Raw genomic sequence first — 23,494 nt, 5'->3', positions numbered from 1 at the left:
GCGGCTCAGGAAGGCGTGGGTTCGGCCAGGGAGAGCCAGATCCTGGTGCCGGGCTCCAGCCAGGCGCGGGTGCCGATCTCGTCGAGCTTGTCGGCGCCCTCCACCACCCAGCCGATGGCGGAGACCGGGAGGGGCTCGGGCGGGATGTCGTTGCCGTACATGATGGAGATCTGCTGGCGGGGTCCGTAGTAGGAGACCGCGCCGCGGATCTCGGTTCCCTTGGCCGCCACTTCGGCGGCGAGGTCCTCGGGATAGAAGATGTTCTCCCAGTCGGCGAGGATCTTGGTCTGCATCAGCAGCAGGTCGCCGGTGAGTTTCCCGTGCTGCAGATAGGTCGCGAAAGGCAGGGCGTCCGCAATCTTGGCGGCGAGTTGAGGGACCTTGTCCTCCCAGATCTCGATGACCGCCACGTCCTCGCCGCCGAGGTTGAAGTTGATCCGCATGGACGTGCCTCCTCAGGCCTGCTGGGCGTCGGCGATCCGACGCAGGGGATTGACGCGCTTGAAGCCGTTGACCAGGCCCCAGGGGAAACCGATATCCACCCATCCGTGGACGCGGTTCATGTAGGTCATCACCGACTCGGTGAGATCGGCGAACTCCCGCAGGTCGGCGGCCTTACGGATGCCACCGACGTAGAGCTTCATCACCTCGCCGGCCTCGGGGAGACCGACGTAGTCATTCATGTTCGCCTTGTACTGCCCCATCTCGTCCATGTAGGCCACGAGCGTGGCGAGGTCGGACTCGGGGCGTCTCGTCGCGGTCACCCACGCGAACCAGAGGATCTCGTCGGTGAGCGTGCGCAACTCGTTCTCGGCGAAGATCATGGTCGAGAGGTAGTTGTTCTTCGCGCCGGTGCCTCGCGGGACGACGCCCGAGCACAGGTCGAGCACCTCCTGCGGCGGTGTCTCCCAGATCGCGTCACGGGCCTCGTCGATCTGCGCGATCACTTCCGCGACCGTGCCGACCTCGCGGCGGATCTCAGCTTGTGCAACCACGGGTTCCGTGCCTTTCTGCTCGCTGCCCGACCGGAGTGGCCGGGCGGATCTGCGGTGTCGTGCCCGCATCACGACGATAGGACGGAATCCACCGATTTTTCAGTACGTGTGATTAGCTTTCACTCCGTGGTAACACGGATGAAACACGGTGCCACTGGCTGGAAAATACAGTGTGGCTAGAAGACATGGAGGTCAGTCAATGAGCCAGAACCCACCCCCCACGCCTACCCATCGCCGGGTCGGTCGACCAGCGACCAATCCCGCGGCGGAGGCCGGATCCACCCGGACCGTCGACCGTGCCCTCAGCCTGCTCGATGCCGTGCTGGCCGCCGATGGGGCCAGCACGCTCAGCGGGCTCGCTCGTTCGGTCGCACTGTCACCGAGCACCGCCTCCCGCCTGCTGGACACGCTGGCCCGCCACGGTCTGGTGGGACGGGAGGAGGACGGCACCTACCGGACCGGAATCCGGCTGAAGCAGGTCGCCGCAGCCGCGCTTCGTGACGACCCGCTGTACGACCTCAGCCAGTCCCACCTCGAGGCGCTCGCCGCCCTGACGCGGGAGGTCGCGTCGCTCGGGATCCCCCTCGGTCCGGACGAGGTGCTCTACCTCCGGCAGGTCATGGCACCCGGGCAGCTCGTCCAGGCGATCGGCTGGGTGGGTCGGACGATCCCGCGGCGCGGCACCGCGCTCGGCATGGCCATGGACGGGCTGGTCGGCGCCGGCGGGTACGCGGTCTCCAGTCGCGACGAGAACGAGGTCGACGCGGTGGCCGTTCCGGTCCGTGACCATCGCGGCGTGGTGGTGGGCGCGCTGAGCGTGAGCGCGCCGCGCTATCGGACCAGCCTCGCCGACCTCGAGAGGTTCGGCGAGGCGCTCGCCGGGCACGGAACTCAGCTGTCCGCGAGCCTCGGGGCTCCGGAGGACGTCACCACCCGCGTGACCAGCGGGACGCCCGGGCGGTAGGCCAGGTGCAGGTGGCTGGGGGCGTCGAGCAGCGCCAGGTCGGCGCGCGCGCCGAGGCCGAGGTGGCCCACGTCGGTCCTGCGCAGGGACGCCGCTCCGCCCGCGGTCGCCGCGTGCAGCGCCTCGGTCGGTGTGAGGCCCATCTCGCGCACGGCCAGCGCGATGCAGAACGGCATCGACGAGGTGTAGCTCGTGCCGGGGTTGCAGTCGGTGGCGATCGAGATCGTCACCCCGGCATCCAGCAGCCGCCGGGCGTCGGGGTAGGGGTGCCTGGTCGAGAACTCCACCCCGGGTAGCAGGCCGGCGACGACGCCGGCGTCCGCCAGCGAGGTCACGTCCGCGTCGGTCAGGTACGTGCAGTGGTCGGCCGCGGCCGCGCCCACCTCGCACGCGAGCTGGACGCCCGGTCCGAACCCCAGCTGGTTGGCGTGGACGCGGGCCTGCAGCCCGGCGGCGATCCCGGCCTCCAGCACCGTCCGCGCGCGGTCGGCGTCGAAGGCACCCGTCTCGCAGAACACGTCCACCCACTTCGCCAGCGGCGCGCAGCGCTCCAGCATCTCGCCGGTGACCAGCGCCACGTAGTCGTCGGCGTCCCACCCCTGCGGCACCACGTGCGCGCCGAGGTAGGTCGTCTCCGCGGTGAGGCCGGACGCGACCCGCAGCAGCCGCTCCTCCGTGGCGGCGTCCAGCCCGTAGCCGCTCTTGATCTCCACCGTGGTCGTGCCCTGGGCCCGCAGTTCGGCCAGCCGGTGGCGCGCCAGCTGGTCGAGCTCGGCCTCCGTCGCCGCGCGCGTTGCCGCGACCGTCGTGCGGATGCCGCCGGCCTCGTAGCGCTGCCCCGCCATCCGCGCGGCGAACTCCTCCGCGCGGTCCCCGGCGAACACCAGGTGCGTGTGGGAGTCGACGAACCCGGGGATCACGGCCCGTCCGTCGACATCGATCACGTCATCGGCCGCCGGGGTGTCGGCGGACGCGCCGAGCCAGGCCACGCGTCCGTCCTCGACCACCATCCCTGCGTCGTGACGGACGGGACGGTCCTGCTCCCACGTGACCAGCTCACCGATGTGGGTGATCGCCGTGCTCACACCCGGCTCCAGACCTCGTCGATGACGGACGCCAGGTCCGCGGCGACCTCGTCCGGGTCGAGATCGGCCGGCGGCACCACGTCGGCGGCCGTGGCCGCCCACAGCGGTTCGCTCATGCCCGCAGTCTGCACCGAGTCGCGCAGCCCGACCACGTCCCCGACCGCGAACCCGAGGGACGCGTGCCCGTCCGCGGTCGCGGCCGCCCACAGCTGCGCGGCGTCCCAGCCGTCGCGGCGACCGGTGGCCAGGCGCTCGTGCATGGCCAGCCCGCGGGCCTCGGCGAACGGGTCGATCACGGTGTTCGAGTCCGAGCCGAGCGTGATCCGGACGCCGGCCCCACGCAGCGCGACCGACGGACCGATGCCGTCGGCGAGTTCGGCCTCGGTGGTCGGGCAGAAGCACGCGAACGCCCCGGACTCGCCCAGGACCGCGACGTCGGCGTCGGTCAGGTGGGTGGCGTGGACGGCGGTCGTGTGCGGCGACCACACCCCGGCATCGGCGAGCAGCTGGACCGGCGTGCGTCCGGTCGCTGCCAGGCAGGCCTCGTTCTCCGCCGGCTGCTCGGAGACGTGGACGTGCAGGGGTGCGTCCTGGCGCGTGGCCGCGGCCTCTGCGAGGTGCGCGGGGTCGACGGCGCGGACGGAGTGGATCGCGGTCCCGACCACCACGCCAGGGTCGGCGGCGTAGGTGGCGGCGAGTTCGTCCACCCGCCGCTGCCAGGTCTCCAGCGGGAGCACGAAGCCCTGCTGGACGGGGTGCAGCGGCTCGCCGGTGAAGCCCGCCCGCTCGTACAGCGTGCTGAGCAGACAGATCCGCAGGCCGACGGCCCGGGCTGCCTCGACGACCGCCTCGGCCATGCCGGGCGCGTGCAGGTAGTGGAACTCGCCGACGCTGGCGAACCCGGCCAGCCGCATCTCGGCGAAGGTGGCGCGGGCCAGCCGGTGGTACAGCTCCGGGTCGAGCGCGCCGGCGACCGCGTACATCCGGTCGCGCCACCCCCAGAAGTCGCCGCCGCCGACCGTCCGCGCGCGCAGCGCCCGGTGGAAGGCGTGCGAGTGGCAGTTGGCGAAGGCGGGGACGGTTCGCGCCTGGTCACCCGCGGGCATCGTCGCCTCCCTGCGTGGCGAGATCCCGGGTCAAGCCCGGGATGACGGGGATGGGGGCGGCCGGGGTCGCGTCCGTGGATGGGAGATCCCGGGTCAAGCCCGGGATGACGGGGATGGGGGCGGTCGCCGGCGACGGGATCTGACGGACCCCCCGTCCTGTCATCCCGGCGAAGGCCGGGATCTCCGGGAAGATCGCGGAGGTGGTCATCCGAGCTCCCGGATCACGTCGGTCAGGGCGGCGACGCCCGCGTCGATGTCGGCTGGCTCGGCCGACTCCTCGGGGGCGTGCGAGACGCCGGTCGGGTTGCGGACGAACAGCATCGCCGTGGGCAGCTTCGCAGCGAGGATGCCGGCGTCGTGGCCGGCGCCTGTCGGCAGGACGGGCGCGTCCAGCAGGCCGGCGATGCGGTGCCGCAGCGCATGGTCGAACTCGACGGCGCCCGTGGTCGACTCCGCCTTGACGGTCACGGTGGTGCCGTCCTCGGCCGCCGCCCATTGGGCGCGTGCGGTGATCCCGGCCACCAGCGCCTCCAGCGCCGGTTCGGCGTCCGCGCGCGCGTCCAGCCAGGCGGTGACGCGGGACGGGATCGAGTTGGTGCTGCCGGGGCCCACCCGGACGCGTCCGAACGTGGCCCGTGCACCCGTCGCCAGCTCGCGGGCGGCGAGGACGGTGGCGGCGTACGCCAGCATCGGATCATGGCGGTCGGCCATCGCCGTCGCGCCGGCGTGGTTGCCCTGGCCGCAGAAGTCGAAGCGGTAGCGGCCGTGCGGCCAGATCGCGGACGCAACGCCGACGGCCGCATCGTTCGGGGCCAGCCAGCGACCCTGTTCGACGTGTAGTTCGACGTAGTACTCGACGTCGTCCAGCCAGGACGCGACTCCCGCGGCGCGCGGATCGCGCCCCCGCGCGGCCATCACCTCGCCCAGCGACGTTCCGTCGTCGTCGCGCAGCGAGAGCGCGGCGTCGGGAGTGATCGCCCCGGTGGCCAGCCGGGAGCCGAGGCAGGCGACGCCGAAGCGGCCCCCCTCCTCGTCGCTGAAGTTCGCCACGGCGATCGGACGCGACGGCGCCCAGCCCGACGCCTTCAGTTCGGCGAGCGCAGCGAGCGCCGAGGCCACGCCGAGCGGGCCGTCCAGCGGACCGCCGTCCGGCACCGAGTCCAGGTGCGAGCCGAGCAGGAGCGCTCGGTTCCCCGGCAGCCCCGCGCCCCACCACGCGACCTGGTTGCCGTTGCCGTCCTCGCTGACCTCCAGGCCGAGGCCGGCCGCGGCGCCGACGAACCACTCCCGCAGGGTCATGGTCGCCCCGTCCCAGGCCAGGCGGGTGTAGCCGCCACCGGGGTTGCGTCCGACGGCGGCCAGCTCGGCCAGCAACTCGTTGGCGCCCATGTCAGAGCATCGGGATCCGGACGCCACGGTCGCGCGCGACGTCGCGGGCCCGCTCGTAGCCGGCGTCCACGTGGCGCATCACGCCGGTGCCCGGGTCGTTCAGCAACACGCGCGAGATCTTCTCCGCGGCGAGCTCCGTCCCGTCGGCCACGATCACCTGGCCGGCGTGGATCGAGCGGCCGATGCCGACGCCGCCGCCGTGGTGCAGCGACACCCAGGTCGCTCCCGACGCGGTGTTGAGCAGGGCGTTCAGCAGCGGCCAGTCCGCGATCGCGTCCGACCCGTCCGCCATCGCCTCGGTCTCGCGGTAGGGGGAGGCGACCGAGCCCGAGTCGAGGTGGTCGCGGCCGATCACGATCGGTGCGGACACCGCCCCGGACGCGACGAGCTCGTTGAACTTGAGCCCGGCCAGGTGGCGTTCGCCGTAGCCCAGCCAGCAGATCCGGGCCGGCAGGCCCTCGAAGTGCACCTTCTCGGCGGCGGCGGTGATCCAGCGGCGCAGGTGCTCGTCCTGCGGGAAGAGCTCGAGGATCGCCCGGTCGGTCGCGGCGATATCGGCGGGGTCGCCGGACAGCGCGGCCCAGCGGAACGGGCCCTTGCCCTCGCAGAAGAGGGGACGGATGTACGCGGGCACGAACCCGGGGAACGCGAACGCCCGGTCGTAGCCGCCCAGCTCGGCCTCCGCGCGCAGCGAGTTGCCGTAGTCGAAGACCTCCGCGCCGGCGTCCAGGAAGCCGACCATCGCCTCGACGTGCCGGGCCATCGACTCCCTGGCGCGGACGGTGAACCCCTCCGGGTCGGACGCGGCCAGCGCGTGCCACTCGTCCACCGACACCCCGACGGGCAGGTACGACAGCGGGTCGTGGGCCGACGTCTGGTCGGTGACGACGTCGACGGCCACGCCCTCGGCGAGCAGCCGCGGGAACACCTCTGCGGCGTTGCCGACGAGCCCGACCGACAGCGGACGCCGCTCGGCCTTCGCCGCCAGCACCCGGGCCACGGCGTCGGCGTAGTCGGTGGTGTACTCGTCGAGGTAGCCGTGCTCGACCCGGCGGGCCAGCCGGGACTCGTCCACGTCCACGATCAGCACCGCGCCCTCGTTCAGGGTCACAGCGAGGGGCTGCGCGCCACCCATGCCGCCGCACCCGGCGGTGAGCGTGAGGGTGCCGGCCAGCGTGCCGCCGAAGCGCTTGCGGGCGACCGCGCCGAAGGTCTCGAAGGTGCCCTGCAGGATGCCCTGGGTGCCGATGTAGATCCACGAGCCCGCGGTCATCTGGCCGTACATGATCAGGCCCTTGGCCTCGAGCCTGCGGAACTCCGGCCACGTCGCCCAGTCGCCGACGAGGTTGGAGTTGGCGATCAGCACCCGCGGCGCCCACTCGTGCGTCCGGAACACCCCGACCGGCTTGCCCGACTGCACGAGCAGTGTCTCGTCGGCCTCGAGGTCGCGCAGCGTCGCGACGATCGCCTCGTACGCCTCCCAGGAGCGGGCCGCGCGTCCGGTGCCGCCGTACACGACCAGGTCGTCCGGACGCTCCGCGACCTCGGGATCGAGGTTGTTCATCAGCATCCGCAGCGGCGCCTCCGTCTGCCAGGACTTCGCCGACAGCGTGGTGCCGCGGGGTGCGCCGACTGGTTCGTGGTTCATGCGTTCTCCTTCGGGCTGGACGGGAGATCCCGGATCGAGTCCGGGATGACGGGGTCGGTGCTGCTCAACGGTCCCTGAGGAGCGTCCGGGTGAGGAACGAGCCCGGACGCGTCACGAAGGGCCGCCGCCACGAGCGTCCCGTCCATCACCAGCCGGTACGCGGCCTCGATGTCGGGGGCGAGGAAGCGGTCGGGACCCGGGCCGGCCACGACCTCGCGCAGCGCGGCGATCGCAGCTCCCGTCGCGGGGCCCGGACGCAGCGGCGCCCGCAACTCGACGCCACGCGCGGCGGTCAGCACCTCGATCGCCAGGACGCGGGCGAGGCCGTCGATGGCCGTGCGCAGCTTGCGGGCCGCGGCCCACCCCATCGAGACGTGGTCCTCCTGGAGCGCGCTGGAAGGGATCGAGTCGACGCTCGCGGGGACGGCGAGCCGCTTCAGCGTCGAGACGATGCCCGCCTGCGTGTACTGGGCGATCATCAGGCCGGAGTCGATGCCCGGGTCGTCGGCGAGGAACGGCGGCAGCCCACGGTTGCGGGACAGGTCGAGGAAGCGGTCGGTGCGCCGCTCGCTGATGCCGGCGACGTCCGCCACCCCGATCGCCAGGAAGTCGAGGACGTGCGCGAGCGGGGCTCCGTGGAAGTTGCCGTGCGACTCGACCCGCCCGTCCTCGAGCACCGACGGGTTGTCGATCGCGGACGCCAGCTCGCGCTCGGCGACCAGGCCCGCGTAGTCCACCGCGTCCCGCAGCGCGCCGTGCACCTGCGGCGTGCAGCGCAGCGAGTACGCGTCCTGCACCACCCCGTCGCCCACCCGGTGGCTGGCCACGATCGGCGAGCCGGCGAGGAACCGGCGCAGGTTCGCCGCGGAGACGGCCTGCCCGACCTGCGGACGCAGCGCCATCAGGTCGGCGGCGAACGTGCGGTCGGTACCCAGCTGGCCCTCGACGCTCAGCGCGGCAGCCAGGTCGGCCACGTCCAGCAGCACAGCCAGGTCGGCCAGCGCCAGCACCAGCATGCCGAGCATGCCGTCGGTGCCGTTGATCAGCGCCAGCCCCTCCTTCTCGGCCAGCTCGACCGGCGCCAGGCCGTGCGCGGGCAGCGCGTCGGCCGACGGCCGGACGGTGCCCTGGTCACGCACCTCGCCCTCACCGATCAGTGCCAGCGCGCAGTGCGAGAGCGGGGCGAGGTCGCCCGAGCAGCCAAGGCTGCCGTACTCGTGGACGACGGGGACGAGCGGGGAGTTCAACAGGTCGGCATACGCGCGCGCTGTGGAGAGCCGGACGCCGGTGTGCCCGCTGGCCAGCGTCTTCAGCCGGAGCAGCATCATCGCGCGCACGACCTCGTCCTCCACCGCGGGCCCGTTGCCGGCCGCGTGGGAGCGGATCAGGCTGCGCTGCAGCCGGGCCCGCTCGGAGGCGGGGATGCTGCGGGTGGCCAGCGCGCCGAAGCCGGTGGACACCCCGTAGACGCCCTCCCCGGCGCTCGCCAGGGCGTCGATGTGGGTGCGCGCGGCGTCGATCGCGGCCTCGCCGGCAGGGGAGAGTCGCACCCTGGCGCCCTGGCGGGCCACGGCCACCACGTCCTCGCGCCGCACGGCGCCCCCACCTACCTCGACCTCGACCATGCAGCCATTGAAGAGGAAGGCGCATCCTCCGCTGAACAGGGTGGACGCCCTCAGTGTCTCGGATGCGAGACTTCTGCCATGACCCGTCCGGTCCCCGCTGCCACCGCGGCACTGCAGGTGCTGCGCTACCTCTCCCAGCGCACGTCCCCGGTGCCCGCGCAGCGCATCGCGCAGGACCTCGGCCTGCCCCGCTCGTCGGCCTACCACCTGCTGCGGGCGATGGCCGAGCAGTCGTTCGTCGTGCACTACCCCGACGACCAGCTCTGGGGCGTCGGGGTGGCGGCGTGGGAGGTCGGCCAGGGCTACACCCGGCAGGCCCCGCTGACCCGGCTTGCCCGTCTGCCCATCGCCCGGCTCGTCGACGGACTCGGGTTGTCGGCCCACCTGGCCGTCCTGCAGGGGGGCGACGTCGTCTACCTCGTCGAGGAGCGGGCGGCGGGCCGCCCCCGCCTGGTCACCGACGTGGGCGTCCGGCTGCCCGCGCACCTTCCGGCCAGCGGCCGGGCGATCCTGGCGGAACTGCCCCCGGCCCAGGTCCGTGCGCTGTACCCGTCGCGGGCGAGTCTGGTGCTGCGCACGGACGTGGGGCCGCGCAGCCTCGCCGAGCTGCGCGCGATCCTGGCCGCCACGAGGCGCCGCGGCTGGGCCGAGGAGGACTCCGAGGTGACGGCGGGGTTCGCGTCCGTGGCCGTGCCGCTGCGCTCGGCGTCCAACCAGGCCGCCGTCGCCGTCACGTGGGAGTCGCCGCTCCCGGTGGACCGCGAGGTCGTGCTCGAGCGGCTCCGGGCGACCGCCGCGACCATCGAGGCTAGGTTGCGTTGAGCCCCTGCTCGGAATTGCGCAGTCGATGCCCGTCCGGGCCCGATTCTGGCCGTCCTGGGCATCGACCGTGCAATTCCGACCCACCCCACGCAACTCGACCCACCCCACGCGATTAGGCTTCGCTGGGTGAAGACCTTCCTGCTCAACGGCACCGACATCGCCGTCCCCGCCGTCGTCACCGGCGTCATGCGCATCCAGGACAAGACGGACGCGGAGGTCCGCGCGCTGTACGACGCGTCCCTGGCGGCCGGAATCAACTTCTTCGACCACGCCGATGTCTACGGCTCGCCGCTGCACGGCTGCGAGCGGCAGTTCGCCGAGGCGTTGCAGCTCGGTCCGTCCGAGCGGGCGGAGCTCACCCTGCAGACCAAGGCCGGCATCGTGCCCGACGGCCCCTACTTCGACTTCTCCTACGAGCACATCGTCGAGTCCGTGCACGGCTCGCTGGACGCGCTGGGCACCGACTACCTCGACATCCTGCTGCTGCACCGTCCCGACGCGCTCGTCGAGCCGGACGAGGTCGCGCGGGCGTTCGACGAACTGCACGACGCCGGCAAGGTGCGCGCGTTCGGCGTCTCCAACCACACCCCGACGCAGATCGAACTGCTGAAGCGCTCCGTCCGGCAGCCGCTGGTGGCCAACCAGGTGCAGCTGTCGATCACGCACGCGCCGATCATCGCGCAGGGCGTCGCGATGAACATGGCCGGGCTCGAGCAGTCGATCAGCCGCGACCTCGGCGTGCTCGACTACTGCCGCCTCCACGACATCACCGTGCAGGCGTGGTCGCCGTTCCAGGCGGGCTTCTTCACCGGAGTGTTCCTCGGCAACCCGGACTTCGCAGAGCTGAACGAGGTGATCGACCGCCTCGCCGCGAAGTACGAGGTGCAGCCCGAGGCCATCGCGACCGCGTGGATCACCCGCCACCCCGCGCAGATGCAGGTCGTGCTCGGGACGACGACGCCCGCGCGGGTCACCGCGGCAGCGGCGGGGGCGGACGTCGTCCTCACCCGCGCCGAGTGGTACGAGCTGTACCGCGCCGCCGGCTACCTCGTCCCCTGACGCTCCGCGCCGGTGGTTCCCGGGGCTCAGGCCTCCAGGCTCATTGGGCCGTAGACGAGGCGGTCCGACTCGTACAGCGACACGTCGTGGACGCCAGCGTCCGACAGCTCCTCGTAGCTGGCGGTGAGCCAGGCCTCGGCGTCGCCCTGCTCGTCGAACTCGACCTCCAGGCCGAGCCCGCGCCGGACGTCCTCGGGCGGTTCCGGCGTGGCGGCCCAGTAGTAGCCCATCAGATCTTGTCGCCCGGCTTCACGCGCGGCGCGGGGGTGCGCAGCCGGCGCAGGTTGATCGACCGGTTCAGCAGGTAGGCCAGCAGTCCCTTCAGCGGGACGTTCGGCAGGCGCTCGGCGTGCAGCCGCTTGTACCCGCGCCACATGAAGAAGATGTCGGCGGCGATGACGAGGAAGATCGCGTAGGTCAGGCCGGTGACGAGGAACGCCAGGTCGCTGCTCACCGAGCTGACGAACAGCGAGAAGACCAGCGTGATCATCAGGATCGGCATCGCGTACTGGGAGACGCCGCGGTGGGCGTCGACGAAGTCGCGCACCAGCACCTTGCCCGGCGCCGCCTCGGCCTTGGCGAACTGCTCGTCGCGCTGGCTGGCCCTGGCCGCGCGCTCGCGGGCCTTGACCTCCTTGGGCGACAGGGTCGGGTTGAGCCGCTCCCTGCGGGCGGCTTCGGCGTCCCGTCGGGACGGGGTCGCGGACTCCTTCTTCGCCGGCTTCGCCGGGTTCGGGATGGTGACCGGAGTCGGCTCCGGCTCGGGCGTCTTCGCCTCGGCCTCGCGCTCGTAGGGGCGGAACAGTCCCACGTCGGATCCTCGCTTGGTGCCAGTATGACCCCAACATCCTAGGTCACCCGGAGCGGAGGAGCGGACGTGGTCGACGGCAGTGCCCGGGTCGAGGCGGAGCTCGCCTACCAGCGCGCCCTCACCGCACTCCACGACGTCAGGGCCGACCTCGCCGATGTCGCCGCCGCGCAGCGCCGGCTGGCCTACCAGCGCCTCCAGCTGTCGGCGGCGGAGGCCGCGGCGCTCGGGGAGGGGCTCGAGGCTCGCCGTGCGCAGCTGGCCGCCCGCGCCGCGGAGCTCCGCGAGGAGGCGATCCGCCTGCGCGAGGGCGTCCGCCGGTTCGCCGGGGACGCCGGCGTCGAGCCGGACGAACTGCCTCCGGCCGCGCCGCCCTCCGGGTTCGAGCAGCCCCCGTTCCAGGGGGAGGAGCGGTGAGCCCGCTGCACGTTGCTGTCGTGACCGGACGCGTGGGCGGGCTCGACCCCCTCGCGGCGGGGACCGCGCTGGCCCGCGGGTTCGCCGAGGCACGGGTTGCGGTCGTGCCGGTCGCGGCCGGGGGGCCCGACCTCGCCGTGGCCGCCGCCGCCCTGTGGGGGGTGGACGCGGAGCTCGGCACCGACCGCTGGCTGGTCCGTGGCGGGGGACGCGTCCTGCTGGGCCTTCGCGAACCCGACGTGCCGGACTGGGCGCCCGAGGCGTCCACGGCGGACCTCGGTGCCTGGGTGGCCGACAGCCTGCGTCCCGACGACGCAGAGGTGGCGCTCGACCTCACCGGCGTCACCGCCCACGACGGCGGTGCGGGGCTGCTCGCCGCGGCCGGCGAGGCGTTGGCCGGCCGCCGCATCACCGGCATCGTCGCGGCCGACGAACGGGACCTGCCCGCCACCGGGATCGGCGGAGGACTCGCCCGGCGTGCGTTCGGCGCGCGCCTGGACATCGCGCAGCTGCTGGCGGCGGACGCGGTCCTCGCCGGGCGGGCCCGGCAGCTCGGCGAGGGGCTCGAGGTCGCCCCTGGAGGGGGCGCGGCCGGCGGGACCGGGATGGCCGTCCTCGCACTGGGAGGGCTGCTCGTGTCGGGTACGCAGTTCTGCCACCATCTGGCTGGCCTGGACCGGACGCTCCGCGCGGCGGACCTCGTCGTCACCGGCTGCACGGAACTGTCCGCCCTCGACCGGGGCGGGCCGGTCGTGACGGCGGTCGCCGAGTGGGCTGAGGCGGCGCAGCGCCCGTGCCTGCTGGTCACCTCGGGGTCGGGGCTGGCCCGCAGGGAGCTGCGAACGATGGGGATCGAGGCCGCCCACCTGCTCCCCGCCGGTCCGGTCACGGCCGATGCGCTGACCAGCGTGGCGGCCCGCATCGCGGCGGGCTGGTACGTCGGTGGGGGTGGGCTCGCATAGACTCGTGCGCGATCCGGCGGAATACCGGCTCGAAGGGTCTGGTTGCACGAAGGACCAGTCCAGCCCGGAAGGAACTCAGGCAGATATGACGGTTGACGCACCCGCAACGACTGACGGCATCACCCTCACCCAGGTGGCCGCGAGCAAGGTCAAGGACCTGATCGCGAACGAGGATGTCGACACGCTCGCCCTCCGCATCTCGGTGGCCCCCGGTGGCTGCTCCGGCCTGCGCTACCAGCTCCAGCTCGACGACCGCGAACTCGACGGCGACGTGGCGAAGGACTGGTACGGCGTCTCCGTGGTCACCGACCGCATGAGCTACCCCTACCTGATGGGCGCGACGATCGATTTCGTCGACACCATCGAGCAGCAGGGATTCACCATCGACAACCCGAACGCCACGGGCTCCTGCGCGTGTGGTGACTCCTTCCACTGAGCAGGGCCGACGGCTAGGGTCTTGAGCCAACAAGCGTAGGGAAACTGACCGGAAGGGCGCCTCGTGGGTCGACAGCTTCGCCCGAAGAAGTTGCTGCTGGCCGCGACGGCCGCAGTCGGCGTGTTCGCACTCGCCGGCTGCAGTGCCGACACCGCGTCCCAGTGGGGACGCTTCGGCCTGCCGAACGGTGCGAGTGACCGCTCCGCCCTGATCGGGAACCTCTGGACGGGCGCCTGGATCGCGGCGCTCGTGGTCGGCGTCTTCGTGTGGGGCCTGATCTTCTGGGTGATGGTCCGCTTCCGCAAGAGGAGCGACGACGACCACCCCAAGCAGCGCCAGTACAACCTGCCGATGGAGCTGCTCTACACGCTGGTGCCGTTCCTGATCATCGGGGTGCTGTTCTTCTACACCGTCCAGACGCAGAACGGCGTGCTGGCGAAGGCCTCGCCCCAGCAGCCGATCCACACCGTCAACGTGATCGGCCAGAAGTGGTCGTGGACCTTCAACTACATGGAGGCCGACAACCCGGCCGTCGGCGCGGTCGTGCACGAGGCCGGAACGATCGACAAGATCCCCGACCTGTACCTGCCGGTCAACGAGGCGGTGCGGTTCAACCTGGTCTCCGGGGACGTCATCCACTCCTTCTACGTCCCGGCGTTCTACTTCAAGCTGGACGTGATTCCGGGGCGCACGAACTCCTTCGACCTGACCCCGGACCGGATCGGGGTCTACTCGGGCAAGTGCGCGGAGCTCTGCGGCACGTACCACGCGGCCATGCTGTTCACCGTCCACGTGGTCAGCGCGGAGGACTACGTCGCGTACCTGAACACCTTGAAAGCTGCCGGCCAGACCGGTGAGATCACGGCTCCGGAGTACCCGAACACGGTGCCCAGCGTGCCGGCGACCACGGAGGGGGAGAAGAAGTGACCGCCACCGTCGATCGCGTCGGGCTGGAAGAGGCGGACGTCCGGCCGCTCGTGGAGCGCAAGCGCTGGGGCGCCCTGGTGATGAAGCTGCTCACCACCACCGATCACAAGGTGATCGGCAACATGTACATCGTCACGGCGCTGTTCTACTTCGCCTTCGCCGGCCTGTTGGCCCTGGCGATCCGCGCCGAGCTGGCCTACCCCGGCCTGCAGTTCATGAACTACGAGACGTTCAACCAGTTCTTCACCATGCACGGCACGCTGATGCTGCTGATGTTCGCGACGCCGATGTTCGTCGCGTTCGCCAACGCGATCATGCCGCTGCAGATCGGCGCGCCCGACGTGGCGTTCCCCCGGCTCAACGCCTTCAGCTACTGGCTGTACCTGTTCGGGTCGCTGACGGCCTGCGCGGGCTTCCTCACCCCGGGCGGCGCCGCATCCTTCGGCTGGTTCGCCTACGTCCCGCTGTCGGACGCGATCAACTCGCCCGGCGTCGGCGGGGACCTGTGGATCATGGGCCTGTACGTGATGGGCCTGTCCACCATCCTCGGCGGCGTGAACTTCATCGTCACGATCATCACGCTCCGGGCGCCCGGCATGACGATGTTCCGGATGCCCATCTTCACCTGGAACATCCTGGTCACCTCGGTGATGATCCTGGTCTGCTTCCCCGTCCTCGCGGCGGGCCTGCTCGTGCTGGAGGCCGACCGGCGGCTGGGGACGCACATCCTCGACCCGGCCACGGACGGTGCGATCCTGTGGCAGCACCTGTTCTGGTTCTTCGGGCACCCCGAGGTGTACATCATCGCGCTGCCGTTCTTCGGCATCATCACCGAGATCCTGCCGGTGTTCAGCCGCAAGCCGGTCTTCGGCTACATCGGCCTCGTGGCGGCCACCCTGGCGATCGGCGCCCTCTCGATCTCGGTGTGGGCCCACCACATGTTCGTGACCGGCGCGGTGAACCTGCCGTTCTTCTCGTTCATGACGTTCATGATCGCGGTGCCCACCGGTGTGAAGTACTTCAACTGGATCGGCACGATGTGGGGCGGAGCCCTGAGTTTCGACACACCACTGATCTGGGCCATCGGCTTCCTCACGACGTTCCTGTTCGGCGGCCTGACCGGCATCATCCTCGCGTCCCCGCCGCTCGACTTCCCCGTCTCCGACACCTACTTCGTGGTCGCGCACTTCCACTACGTCCTGTTCGGGACAGTGGTGTTCGCGATGTTCGGCGGCTTCTACTACTGGTGGCCCAAGCTGACCGGGCGGATGCTCAACGAGCGCCTCGGCAAGCTGCACTTCTGGCTGCTGTTCATCGGCTTCCACACCACGTTCCTCGTCCAGCACTGGCTGGGCGTGGAGGGCATGCAGCGGCGGATCGCCGACTACCTGCCGGGGGAGGGCTTCACCTTCCTGAACCAGGTGTCCACCGTCGGTGCGTTCCTGCTCGGCGTCTCGATGCTGCCGTTCCTGTGGAACGTGTGGATCACCCGCAAGGCGCCGCTGGTGAACACCAACGACCCGTGGGGCTGGGGCCGCACGCTGGAGTGGGCGACCTCCTGCCCGCCGCCGCGGTTCAACTTCGACAAGGTGCCGAGGATCCGCTCGATCTCGCCGGCCTACGACCTCTCCCACCCGGACCCCGAGACCGACACCCCGGTCCAGGCCGCCGTCCAGGACGCGACCACCCCGGAGGTGACCCGGTGAAGGCCGAGCGGCTGATCTTCACGCTGATCACGGTGTTCTTCGTGATCGTGGCCCCGGTGTACTGGTTCGTCAGCCACGAGATCATCGGGACGGTCGCGCTGATCCTCACCCTGGCGTTCTTCGGGATGATCTCCACGTTCTTCTCCATCCAGTCGCGCAAGATCGACGCGCGCCCGGAGGACCGCAAGGACGCAGAGATCGTCGAGGGCGCAGGCGAGGTGGGCTTCTTCCCTTCGAAGAGCATCTGGCCGTTCTGGACGGCGCTCACCGTGCTGGTGATGGCCCTGGGTCCGATCTTCGGCTGGTGGCTGACCCTGCTGGGCATCGGGATGGGCATCTGGTCGGCCACCGGCTGGTGCTACCAGTACTACCGCAACGAGTACCAGCACTGACGCAGGCTCCGCCCGGACTCCTTTCCGTCACGGCCCGGCACGGTCACCCGGCCGGGGTCTGTGAGAAGCGCCTCCGCACTCCCTAGGCTCAGAGCTCCTTCACCCGATGAGGAGGCTGCCGTGGGAGCTCCGCAACGCACGTGGGTCTGGTTCGGCGCGGCAGCCGCCACGATGGTCACGCTCGTGGGGCTGAACAAGGCCGCAGCGACGCCCGCGGCCGGCCGGCAGTTGGCCGTCCTCGAAGCCGAGTCCCTCGCCCGCTGGTTCCCCGAGGCGTCGTGCGGCGCGGTGGAGGACCACCCTCCCGTGCCGCTCCGGGTCGCCGGTGGGACCCGCTTCACGGTCCTGCGCCGCCGGTTGGTGTGCGCGTCCGCCGAGGATGCGCGACGCGCGCTCGTCCAGGCCCGCGCGACCGCCCTGCGGGACGGCTGGCTGCCCCGGGCCGACTGCGGGTGGGAGAAGGCGGCGGCGAAGGCCGACCTCGGCCTCCACCTCGACGGCGCCACGCTGGTGATCACGCTGAGGTCCTTCCGGCGTCCCTCCTCCCCGGCCGACACCACCGACGACGTCCCGGTCGGCGTCCACCACTGACCCCGGTGACGCGGCGCACTGACATCCCGGCCCTGACCCGGGGTCTTTCCGGTGGTTCGAGATGCTGCCGGGACGCGACCAATATGCTCATCACGCGCAGGCGCACTCCGGCGGGGGAGGCAACATGAAGCAGGGGTTCGGGGACAGGGTGCGCTACTGGTTCGACAACCAGATGTCGCGAGGGCCAGTCGCGCTGATCGGGCTACTCGGCCTGGCTACCGTGGTCCTCGTTGTCGTCGTGAGCGGCGTGGTCTGGGTCTTCCGGGCGTTCCCCGACGACGCCTCCGACGGGGACTTCATCGACATCCTGTGGGGTGGCCTGATGCGCACCCTGGATCCGGGCACGATGGGGGGCGACTCCGGCTGGGGCTTCCGGCTCCTCATGCTCGTCATCACCGTTGGCGGCCTGATCATCGTCGCCAGCCTGATCGGCATCGTGTCGGGGGCGTTCGACGCGAAGGTCGAGGAGCTGCGCAAGGGCCGTTCGCGGGTCCTCGAGAGCGACCACACCCTGATCCTCGGCTGGAACCCGAAGGTCCACTCGATCATCCACCAACTCGCCATCGCGAACGAGTCCCGGGGGCGCAGCAGCATCGTCGTCCTCGCGGCCAGGGACAAGGTGGAGATGGAGGACGCGATCCGCACGTCCGCGGGCAAGCTCGGCAGGACGAGGGTGATCTGCCGCACCGGGGACCCGAAGTCGCTCACCGACCTCGCGCTGGTCGACCCGTCGAGCGCCAGAAGCATCATCGTCCTCGCTCCGGAGGACGCCGCCATGGCGGACGCCGAGGTGATCAAGACCGCTCTGGCCGTCACCAACAATCCGGGACGCTCCGAAGCGTCGATCCACATGGTCGCCGAACTGGCCGATCCGACGAATCTCGAGGTCGCCCGCCTGGTCGGACGCGACGAGGCCCACTGGGTGCTCGGCGCAGAGTTGATAGCCCGCATCACCATCCAGACCTGTCGTCAGTCCGGGTTGTCGGTGGTCTACGGGGAACTGCTCGACTTCGAGGGCGACGAAATCTACTTCACGTCCCAGCCCTCGCTGGCCGGCCGAACCTACTTCGACGCCCAACTGGCTTTCATCGACAGCACAGCGATCGGGCTCGTCCATGGTGAGGAGGTGCTGCTCAACCCGCCGCCCGACACGGTGATCGGTGAGGGCGACCAGGTGATCGTGATCGCCGAGGACGACAGCCTGATCACGCTCGGTGAACCGGGAACACCCGACGACGCGGACCTGAGCAGTCGCCCTTCGGAGTCGTCGCGTCCCGAACGCACGCTCGTGCTGGGGGTGAACCGGGGCCTTCCGCTGATGCTTCGTGAGCTCGACGACTACGTCGCGCCGGGGTCGGTCGTCACGATCATCGCGCCCGCCGAAGCACCGGAGTTGCCCGTGCTGGCCAACCTGTCGGCCACGTTCCACTGCGCAGACCCGACCCGGAGGGCGGTTCTGGAGGACCTTGACGTCGCGGGGTTCGACCACATCATTGTGCTGGCCGACAAGGAGGACCCCGATCCCCAGCGGGCCGACAGCCGCACGCTGGTGACCCTGCTGCAGCTCCGCGACCTCTCCCGAAATGGTGGCTTCGAGCTCAACATCGTCAGCGAGATGCTGGACGATGCGAACCGTGAGCTCGCCGAGGTGACCGAGGCGGACGACTTCATCGTGAGCGACAAGCTGATCGCGCTGATGCTGTCCCAGGTCTCTGAGAACAGGGGACTCACGAAGGTGTTCGAGACCCTCTTCTCCAGCGAGGGCAGCGAGATCTACCTGAATCCGGCGGGCGACTACATCGTGCCGGGACGCGACGTCCCATTCCTGGCCGTGATGGACGCGGCGCGGCGGCGTGGCGAGACGGCGATCGGCTACCGGCTCGCCGCCGACGCCCACAACAGCGCGCTGGGCTACGGCGTGCGCGTCAACCCGGGGAAGGACGAGGAGATCACCTTCACCACAGGTGACAGGGTGATCGTGCTCGCCCTCGGCAAGGCCTGAGGCGGCCGAGCTGCGTCCCCACCCATGACCCGCCATACCCGTGGGGGGTGTTGACGCGCCGGTCGGTCGGGAGGATGGTCGAGGCATGAGTAACGGTGAGCCTGTCGAAGGAGCCAGGCGCCGGGTCCTCGTCGGCGTGGACGGATCGGACGACGGCCTGCGGGCCGTCCGGTACGCCCTCCGCGAGGCGCTCGCCACGGACTCCGACCTGTGGATCGTGAACGTGGCGGACGCGTCCGCCCTGGTGGGTGGTCTGTGGGACATCGTCGTGCCGATCGACGAGATCCGCCAGATCGGCGAGTCGTTCGTTAAGGACGCGCTCGAGGTCGCGGGGACGGAGGGATTCCCCGCGGAGCGCGTCACCACCCAGGTGGTGCCCGGGCACCCCGCGCACGTGCTCGCCGAGCTGAGCGAGCAGGCGGGGATGCTGGTCATGGGCCGGCGGTCCATGTCGGGCCTGGAGCGAATGTTCGTCGGGTCGACGAGCGTGGCCGTCGCGGGCCGCGCCCGGTGTCCGGTGGTGGTGATCTCCGCGTCCTCCACGCCCGAGCGGACCGGCGGCCACGGCGTGGTCGCCGTGGCGATCGGCTCCCTGCTGTCGCACTCGGACGCGCTGGCCTGGGGCGTGCGGGAGGCCACCGTGCGCAACGCCCGGCTCCGGGTCGTGCACGTCGTGCCCGGCGACCCCGGCGTCCGGGCGTCGACCTACGCGGCGGGCACGAAGGAACTGGACGAGCGCCTCGACACCCTCCGCGCTGAACACCCGGACCTCGTGATCGAGTCCGAACTCGCCGCGGGCGCCCCGATCGACGAGCTGGTGGCCCGCAGCCGCGAGGTCGACCTGCTCATCCTCGGGGTGCAGCCGGAACGACTCAGCGGCCTCGCCCGTGGCGTCCTCGCCCACTCGTCCTGCCCGGTCGGCCTGACCCGCTGATCGGGGGCCGCCACGCGCACCGGGGGCGGCGTCGTGCAAGGTGAGCATTTACGCCTTGACCCCGCCGACGCCGAGGAGTTGCCTCGTGACGAGGTGTTCCGGTGTGGTCGCTCGAGCGGCGAGCAGCCCGTCCGGCACCGCAGGGGGCGCAACATGAGCAGGCGATCCATCACGTTCACGGTCGGCACGGCGCTGGCGGCGCTGGTCGTCCTCTTCGGCAGCGCGGGCGATGCGGCCGCCACAGACCCGATTCCCGTGGCTTCGCCACCGGTCCCGGCGCAGGACGCGAAGAAGGTCCAGGCGGCGGCCATCGCCGCGTCCTCCCCTGCGACCGACTTCGTGCCGATCGCACCGTGCGTGATCGTCGACACCCGGCACGGCAACAGCGCCAACAAGACGAAGCTCAAGAACAAGACCTCCCGCAGCTACGCGGTCGCGGGCGGCAGCGACCAGGGTGGGGACGCGGCCGGCTGCGGCGTCCCGACCATCGCGCAGGCCGTCGCCCTGACCGCGGTGGTCGTGAGCCCGTCGAAGAAGGGATCACTCAAGATCTGGGCCGCCGGAGCGGCCGAGCCGACGGCGACCTTTCTCAACTACGGCTCGTTCACGATGTCGGGCAACGGGGTGGTCGCGGTGCGGGCCGGGACCACCCCGGGCCTGACGGTGAAGAACTTCACCGCGACCACCAACCTGGTGCTCAGCGTCTCGGGCTACTACCTGCCGAAGCTCGCGGGCATGGTCGCACCGAACGGGACCATCTACGCCGGCTCGTCCGGCATCGTCTCGGCCGTGAACAACAGCCCCGGTGTGTTCACCGTGACGTTCGACCGCACGATCACCTACTGCACGCCGATGGTCGACACCTACAACGCCGGTTCCGGCGTGTACGGCGCCGCGTACGCGTTCGGAAGCAACACGGCGACGGTATTCACCTGGTACCTCAGCTCAAGCACCCACCTGGAGGTGCCGTACAGCTTCTACTTCTACATCACCGTGACCTGCTGAGCCTCACCAGCTGGAGTGCAGCGGGCGTCCCTCGTTGTAGCCGGACGCGGACTGGACGCCCACGATCGCCTGGCTCGCGAACTCGGTCAGGGTGCGGGCGCCCGCGTAGGTGCACGAGCTGCGGACGCCGGAGGTGATGAAGTCGAGCAGGTCCTCCACACCGGGACGCTCCGGGTCGAGGTACATCCGGGAGGACGAGATGCCCTCCTCGAACAGGCCCGCGCGGGCCCGGTCGAACGCGGACTGCGTGCGGGTGCGGGCCCGGACGGCGCGCGCGGACGCCATCCCGAACGACTCCTTGTACGGGCGGCCGTCGGACGCGTACAGCAGTTCGCCGGGGGACTCGTGCGTCCCGGCGAACCACGAGCCGATCATCACCGCGCCGGCACCCGCGGCCAGGGCGAGGGCGACGTCGCGGGGGTGCCGGACGCCACCGTCGGCCCAGATGCTGCGGCCGGCCTCGGCGGCCTCCTGCGCACACTCCAGGACGGCGGAGAACTGCGGGCGCCCGACGCCGGTCTGCATCCGGGTCGTGCACATCGCGCCCGGCCCGACGCCGACCTTCACCACGTCCGCGCCGGCATCGATCAGGTCGGCGGTCCCGTCCGCGGTGACCACGTTGCCCGCGACGATCGGGACGTTCCGGCCGGAGCCGGCGACGACCGCGCGGCAGCGTTCCACGGCGGCGATCATCCGCTCCTGGTGGCCGTGGGCGGTGTCCATGACCAGCACGTCCGCGCCAGCCTCGAGGAGGGCCTCCGCGCGGTGCTCGACGTCGCCGGAGATGCCGACGGCTGCGCCGATCCGCAGGCGTCCGTCCGCGTCCAGCGCGGGGGTGTAGAGGGCGGCGCGCAGGGCGCCCTTGACCGTCATCAGGCCGACCAGACGGCCGTCCTCGACCGCCAGGGCGGCCTTGTGGCGGCGTGCGGTCAGTTCGTCGAACACCTCGGTGGGGGTCGCCTCGGGTGAGACGACGGTGAGGTCGGTGAGCATCGCCTCGTGCACCTGGGCGAAGCGGTCCATTCCCGCGGCCTCCGCCTCGGAGACCGTGCCGAGCGGGGCCCCGTCCGCGTCGACGACCACGACGAGCCCGTGCGCGCGCTTCGGGAGCAGGTGCAACGCCTCGCCGACCGTCGCGTGCGGGCCGATGGTCAGCGCGGTGTCGAAGACGGTGTGGGCGGCCTTCACCTTGCCGATCGCGCCGGCGACGATGTCGACCGGCAGGTCCTGCGGGATGATCGCGATGCCGCCGCGGCGCGCGACCGTCTCGGCCATGCGGCGTCCGGCGATCGCCGTCATGTTGGCCACGATCAGCGGCAGCGGCAGCGCGAGCGCGTCCGTGGTGGTCAGGTCGACGTCGAGGCGCGAGGTGACGGACGAGCGCCGCGGCGCCATGAAGACGTCGTCATAGGTCAGGTCGTACTCGGGCTTGCCGGTGAGGAAACGCACCGCGCAATCCTACCGGCCCGCGCAACGCCGCCCTCCGAGTCACCGGGACGGCACGATGGGGACGGTTCCCATCGTGCCGTCCCGGGGCGGCCGGGGTGGTGTGGAGATCCCGGGTCAAGCCCGGGATGACAGGAACGCCGGAGGGTGGCAGGGGTGGTGTGGGGATTCCGGGTCAAGCCCGGGAGGCAGCGACCGTCTCCTGCGGAGTCTCGAGCCGCGTACTCGTTCGGCTTCCGCCCACCTCGCCCGGCTTCCGTCCACCGTGAAGTGGACGCTTCTGCGGCGCAGTCGCCTCTTTCGGTCCACCTAGAGCGCTGACGCGGCACCGTCCACCGTGAAGTGGACGCTTCCGGGGCGTAGTCGCCTCTTTCGGTCCACCTTGTCGTGGACGGCCGGCCGCGGACCCGCCCTCCACCCTTGTCATCCCGGCGAAAGCCGGGATCTCCGCGTCCACGGCGCCGACAGTTGAACCGGAGATCCCGGGTCAAGCCCGGGATGACAGGGACGGAGGGTGGCCACGGTAGCGTGGAGATCGGGGCTCAAGCCCGGGATGACAGGAACGCCGGGGAAGGACGGGGTGGCGTGGAGATCCCGGGTCAAGCCCGGGATGACAGGGACGCCGCCCGGGTGGACGGTCGGCGTGACCGGGTCAGCCGTGGACGAGGAGCAGGCCCGGGGAGCCCGTGGCCGACTCGGGGCCGTGGGCGAGCCGCCGGTAGCCCATCCGGCGGAACAGGCGGACGGCGGGAGAGTTCTCGTCGGGGACGAGCGCCCAGTGGACGGGCGCGCCGGACGCGATCATCAGGCGCTTCAACAGCTCGAAGCCGAGCCCGTGCCGCGTGAAGGACGGGTGGACGGCCAACAGTTGCACGGCGAACGCGTCCTCCAGGCCGGCCGCGTCCGCTCCCAGCCGCGCGGCGAGGTCGAGCGACCAGTCGTCGGTCTGCTCGGCCCAGCGCCACCGGTGCCCGTACCCGAACCCGACCAGCTCGCCGACCTCGCGCGCCGTCACGGCGACCACGTCGTCACGGTCCAGGGCGAGGTCGTACAGGGTCGCCGACAGCGCGGCGGCGTCCGACACCCCGGCGTCCCCGGCCGACCGGGACGCGAGCGCGTAGAGGTCCTCGACCTCGTCCGGACCGGGCAGCGCGGACCGCGTCCGCGCCACATCG

23 protein-coding genes and 1 pseudogene are annotated in these 23,494 nt (G+C 71.3%); 13 read left to right on the top strand and 11 right to left on the bottom strand.

Going from position 1 to position 23,494, the window contains the following annotated elements; genetic code table 11:
- Nucleotides 1–5: 5 nt before the first annotated feature.
- Together QM779_RS09975 and QM779_RS09970 are read right to left on the bottom strand one after the other, a co-directional pair.
- Nucleotides 6–443 carry a hypothetical protein gene (locus tag QM779_RS09975; protein WP_428534720.1) on the bottom strand — a complete coding sequence of 146 codons (438 nt, stop codon included), beginning with the start codon at nucleotides 441–443 and terminating at the stop codon, nucleotides 6–8.
- 12 nt (nucleotides 444–455) lie between these two features.
- The gene (locus QM779_RS09970) at nucleotides 456–995 is read right to left on the bottom strand and encodes a hypothetical protein (protein WP_428534718.1); all 540 of its coding nucleotides are present in this window, start codon (nucleotides 993–995) and stop codon (nucleotides 456–458) included.
- A 199-nt stretch (nucleotides 996–1,194) separates the two neighbouring features.
- Between QM779_RS09970 and QM779_RS09965 the strand changes: the two genes are divergently transcribed.
- Nucleotides 1,195–1,959: an IclR family transcriptional regulator gene (locus tag QM779_RS09965; RefSeq protein WP_428534716.1), complete on the top strand. Its 765-nt coding sequence runs from the start codon at nucleotides 1,195–1,197 to the stop codon at nucleotides 1,957–1,959.
- Here the strand turns inward: QM779_RS09965 and hutI are convergent.
- From hutI to hutH, 5 genes and pseudogenes are all read right to left on the bottom strand, one after another.
- A complete protein-coding gene (gene hutI, locus QM779_RS09960; protein WP_428534714.1) occupies nucleotides 1,887–3,044 on the bottom strand; it encodes an imidazolonepropionase in 1,158 nt (385 codons plus the stop codon). The genes QM779_RS09965 and hutI overlap by 73 nt on opposite strands.
- Entirely contained in the window at nucleotides 3,041–4,150 is a 1,110-nt protein-coding gene (locus QM779_RS09955; RefSeq protein WP_428534712.1) for a formimidoylglutamate deiminase, read from the bottom strand. The genes hutI and QM779_RS09955 overlap by 4 nt, the downstream gene beginning before the upstream one ends.
- 204 nt (nucleotides 4,151–4,354) lie before the next feature.
- Entirely contained in the window at nucleotides 4,355–5,539 is a 1,185-nt protein-coding gene (locus QM779_RS09950; RefSeq protein ID WP_428534710.1) for an allantoate amidohydrolase, read from the bottom strand.
- Nucleotide 5,540: 1 nt separating this feature from the next.
- Nucleotides 5,541–7,187: a urocanate hydratase gene (gene hutU / locus QM779_RS09945; RefSeq protein ID WP_428534708.1), complete on the bottom strand. Its 1,647-nt coding sequence runs from the start codon at nucleotides 7,185–7,187 to the stop codon at nucleotides 5,541–5,543.
- 119 nt (nucleotides 7,188–7,306) lie between these two features.
- Nucleotides 7,307–8,812 (bottom strand): annotated as a pseudogene (gene hutH / locus QM779_RS09940) (histidine ammonia-lyase); the annotation flags it as partial.
- Nucleotides 8,813–8,890: 78 nt separating this feature from the next.
- Here hutH and QM779_RS09935 point away from each other — a divergent pair.
- On the top strand, nucleotides 8,891–9,634 hold the full coding sequence (locus QM779_RS09935) for an IclR family transcriptional regulator (RefSeq protein WP_428534706.1): 744 nt from the start codon (nucleotides 8,891–8,893) through the stop codon (nucleotides 9,632–9,634).
- 126 nt (nucleotides 9,635–9,760) lie between these two features.
- The gene (locus QM779_RS09930; protein WP_428534704.1) at nucleotides 9,761–10,693 is read left to right on the top strand and encodes an aldo/keto reductase; all 933 of its coding nucleotides are present in this window, start codon (nucleotides 9,761–9,763) and stop codon (nucleotides 10,691–10,693) included.
- Between the two features lie 26 nt (nucleotides 10,694–10,719).
- Here the strand turns inward: QM779_RS09930 and QM779_RS09925 are convergent, their stop codons facing one another.
- Together QM779_RS09925 and QM779_RS09920 are read right to left on the bottom strand one after the other, a co-directional pair.
- Nucleotides 10,720–10,923 (bottom strand): hypothetical protein, encoded by a 204-nt coding sequence (locus QM779_RS09925; protein ID WP_428534702.1) that lies wholly within the window; start codon nucleotides 10,921–10,923, stop codon nucleotides 10,720–10,722.
- Complete coding sequence (locus QM779_RS09920; RefSeq protein ID WP_428534700.1) at nucleotides 10,923–11,504, bottom strand: DUF3043 domain-containing protein; 582 nt, start codon at nucleotides 11,502–11,504, stop codon at nucleotides 10,923–10,925. The genes QM779_RS09925 and QM779_RS09920 overlap by 1 nt, the downstream gene beginning before the upstream one ends.
- Nucleotides 11,505–11,570: 66 nt before the next feature.
- On the opposite strand from QM779_RS09920, the gene QM779_RS09915 reads away from it, so the two are divergent.
- The 10 genes from QM779_RS09915 to QM779_RS09870 all read left to right on the top strand — a co-directional run bounded on the left by QM779_RS09915 (nucleotide 11,571) and on the right by QM779_RS09870 (nucleotide 20,873).
- Complete coding sequence (locus QM779_RS09915; RefSeq protein ID WP_428534698.1) at nucleotides 11,571–11,918, top strand: hypothetical protein; 348 nt, start codon at nucleotides 11,571–11,573, stop codon at nucleotides 11,916–11,918.
- Entirely contained in the window at nucleotides 11,915–12,880 is a 966-nt protein-coding gene (locus QM779_RS09910; protein ID WP_428534696.1) for a glycerate kinase, read from the top strand. The genes QM779_RS09915 and QM779_RS09910 overlap by 4 nt, the downstream gene beginning before the upstream one ends.
- Before the next feature lie 85 nt (nucleotides 12,881–12,965).
- Entirely contained in the window at nucleotides 12,966–13,316 is a 351-nt protein-coding gene (locus QM779_RS09905) for a HesB/IscA family protein (protein ID WP_428534694.1), read from the top strand.
- 63 nt (nucleotides 13,317–13,379) lie between these two features.
- Nucleotides 13,380–14,243, top strand: a complete 864-nt coding sequence (ctaC, locus tag QM779_RS09900) for an aa3-type cytochrome oxidase subunit II (RefSeq protein ID WP_428534692.1) — start codon at nucleotides 13,380–13,382, stop codon at nucleotides 14,241–14,243.
- Between the two features lie 80 nt (nucleotides 14,244–14,323).
- Nucleotides 14,324–15,949, top strand: coding sequence for an aa3-type cytochrome oxidase subunit I (gene ctaD / locus QM779_RS09895; protein ID WP_428538390.1), 1,626 nt, complete (start codon nucleotides 14,324–14,326; stop codon nucleotides 15,947–15,949).
- Nucleotides 15,946–16,341: a cytochrome c oxidase subunit 4 gene (locus QM779_RS09890; protein ID WP_428534690.1), complete on the top strand. Its 396-nt coding sequence runs from the start codon at nucleotides 15,946–15,948 to the stop codon at nucleotides 16,339–16,341. The genes ctaD and QM779_RS09890 overlap by 4 nt, the downstream gene beginning before the upstream one ends.
- 120 nt (nucleotides 16,342–16,461) lie before the next feature.
- A complete protein-coding gene (locus QM779_RS09885; protein WP_428534688.1) occupies nucleotides 16,462–16,932 on the top strand; it encodes a hypothetical protein in 471 nt (156 codons plus the stop codon).
- 124 nt (nucleotides 16,933–17,056) lie between these two features.
- Nucleotides 17,057–18,934 carry a CASTOR/POLLUX-related putative ion channel gene (locus tag QM779_RS09880; protein ID WP_428534686.1) on the top strand — a complete coding sequence of 626 codons (1,878 nt, stop codon included), beginning with the start codon at nucleotides 17,057–17,059 and terminating at the stop codon, nucleotides 18,932–18,934.
- Nucleotides 18,935–19,019: 85 nt separating this feature from the next.
- Nucleotides 19,020–19,868 carry a universal stress protein gene (locus QM779_RS09875; protein ID WP_428534684.1) on the top strand — a complete coding sequence of 283 codons (849 nt, stop codon included), beginning with the start codon at nucleotides 19,020–19,022 and terminating at the stop codon, nucleotides 19,866–19,868.
- A gap of 153 nt (nucleotides 19,869–20,021) precedes the next feature.
- Nucleotides 20,022–20,873: a hypothetical protein gene (locus QM779_RS09870; RefSeq protein ID WP_428534682.1), complete on the top strand. Its 852-nt coding sequence runs from the start codon at nucleotides 20,022–20,024 to the stop codon at nucleotides 20,871–20,873.
- Nucleotides 20,874–20,876: 3 nt separating this feature from the next.
- Here QM779_RS09870 and QM779_RS09865 read toward each other — a convergent pair whose 3' ends face one another.
- Together QM779_RS09865 and QM779_RS09860 are read right to left on the bottom strand one after the other, a co-directional pair.
- Complete coding sequence (locus tag QM779_RS09865; protein WP_428534680.1) at nucleotides 20,877–22,322, bottom strand: GuaB1 family IMP dehydrogenase-related protein; 1,446 nt, start codon at nucleotides 22,320–22,322, stop codon at nucleotides 20,877–20,879.
- Between the two features lie 649 nt (nucleotides 22,323–22,971).
- Nucleotides 22,972–23,490 (bottom strand): N-acetyltransferase family protein, encoded by a 519-nt coding sequence (locus QM779_RS09860; protein WP_428534678.1) that lies wholly within the window; start codon nucleotides 23,488–23,490, stop codon nucleotides 22,972–22,974.
- Nucleotides 23,491–23,494: the final 4 nt, after the last annotated feature.

This window comes from Propionicimonas sp. (genome assembly GCF_049840635.1).
Classification (GTDB): domain Bacteria; phylum Actinomycetota; class Actinomycetes; order Propionibacteriales; family Propionibacteriaceae; genus Propionicimonas.
This window is presented reverse-complemented; position numbering and strand designations above follow the sequence as displayed.

Coding starts and splice junctions, on each gene's coding strand:
- QM779_RS09975 (WP_428534720.1), bottom strand. CDS start 443: ATGCGGATCAACTTCAACCTCGGCGGCGAGGACGTGGCGGTCATCGAG.
- QM779_RS09965 (WP_428534716.1), top strand. CDS start 1,195: ATGAGCCAGAACCCACCCCCCACGCCTACCCATCGCCGGGTCGGTCGA.
- QM779_RS09955 (WP_428534712.1), bottom strand. CDS start 4,150: ATGCCCGCGGGTGACCAGGCGCGAACCGTCCCCGCCTTCGCCAACTGC.
- QM779_RS09950 (WP_428534710.1), bottom strand. CDS start 5,539: ATGGGCGCCAACGAGTTGCTGGCCGAGCTGGCCGCCGTCGGACGCAAC.
- hutU (WP_428534708.1), bottom strand. CDS start 7,187: ATGAACCACGAACCAGTCGGCGCACCCCGCGGCACCACGCTGTCGGCG.
- QM779_RS09935 (WP_428534706.1), top strand. CDS start 8,891: ATGACCCGTCCGGTCCCCGCTGCCACCGCGGCACTGCAGGTGCTGCGC.
- QM779_RS09925 (WP_428534702.1), bottom strand. CDS start 10,923: ATGGGCTACTACTGGGCCGCCACGCCGGAACCGCCCGAGGACGTCCGG.
- QM779_RS09905 (WP_428534694.1), top strand. CDS start 12,966: ATGACGGTTGACGCACCCGCAACGACTGACGGCATCACCCTCACCCAG.
- ctaD (WP_428538390.1), top strand. CDS start 14,324: ATGAAGCTGCTCACCACCACCGATCACAAGGTGATCGGCAACATGTAC.
- QM779_RS09880 (WP_428534686.1), top strand. CDS start 17,057: ATGAAGCAGGGGTTCGGGGACAGGGTGCGCTACTGGTTCGACAACCAG.
- QM779_RS09875 (WP_428534684.1), top strand. CDS start 19,020: ATGAGTAACGGTGAGCCTGTCGAAGGAGCCAGGCGCCGGGTCCTCGTC.
- QM779_RS09870 (WP_428534682.1), top strand. CDS start 20,022: ATGAGCAGGCGATCCATCACGTTCACGGTCGGCACGGCGCTGGCGGCG.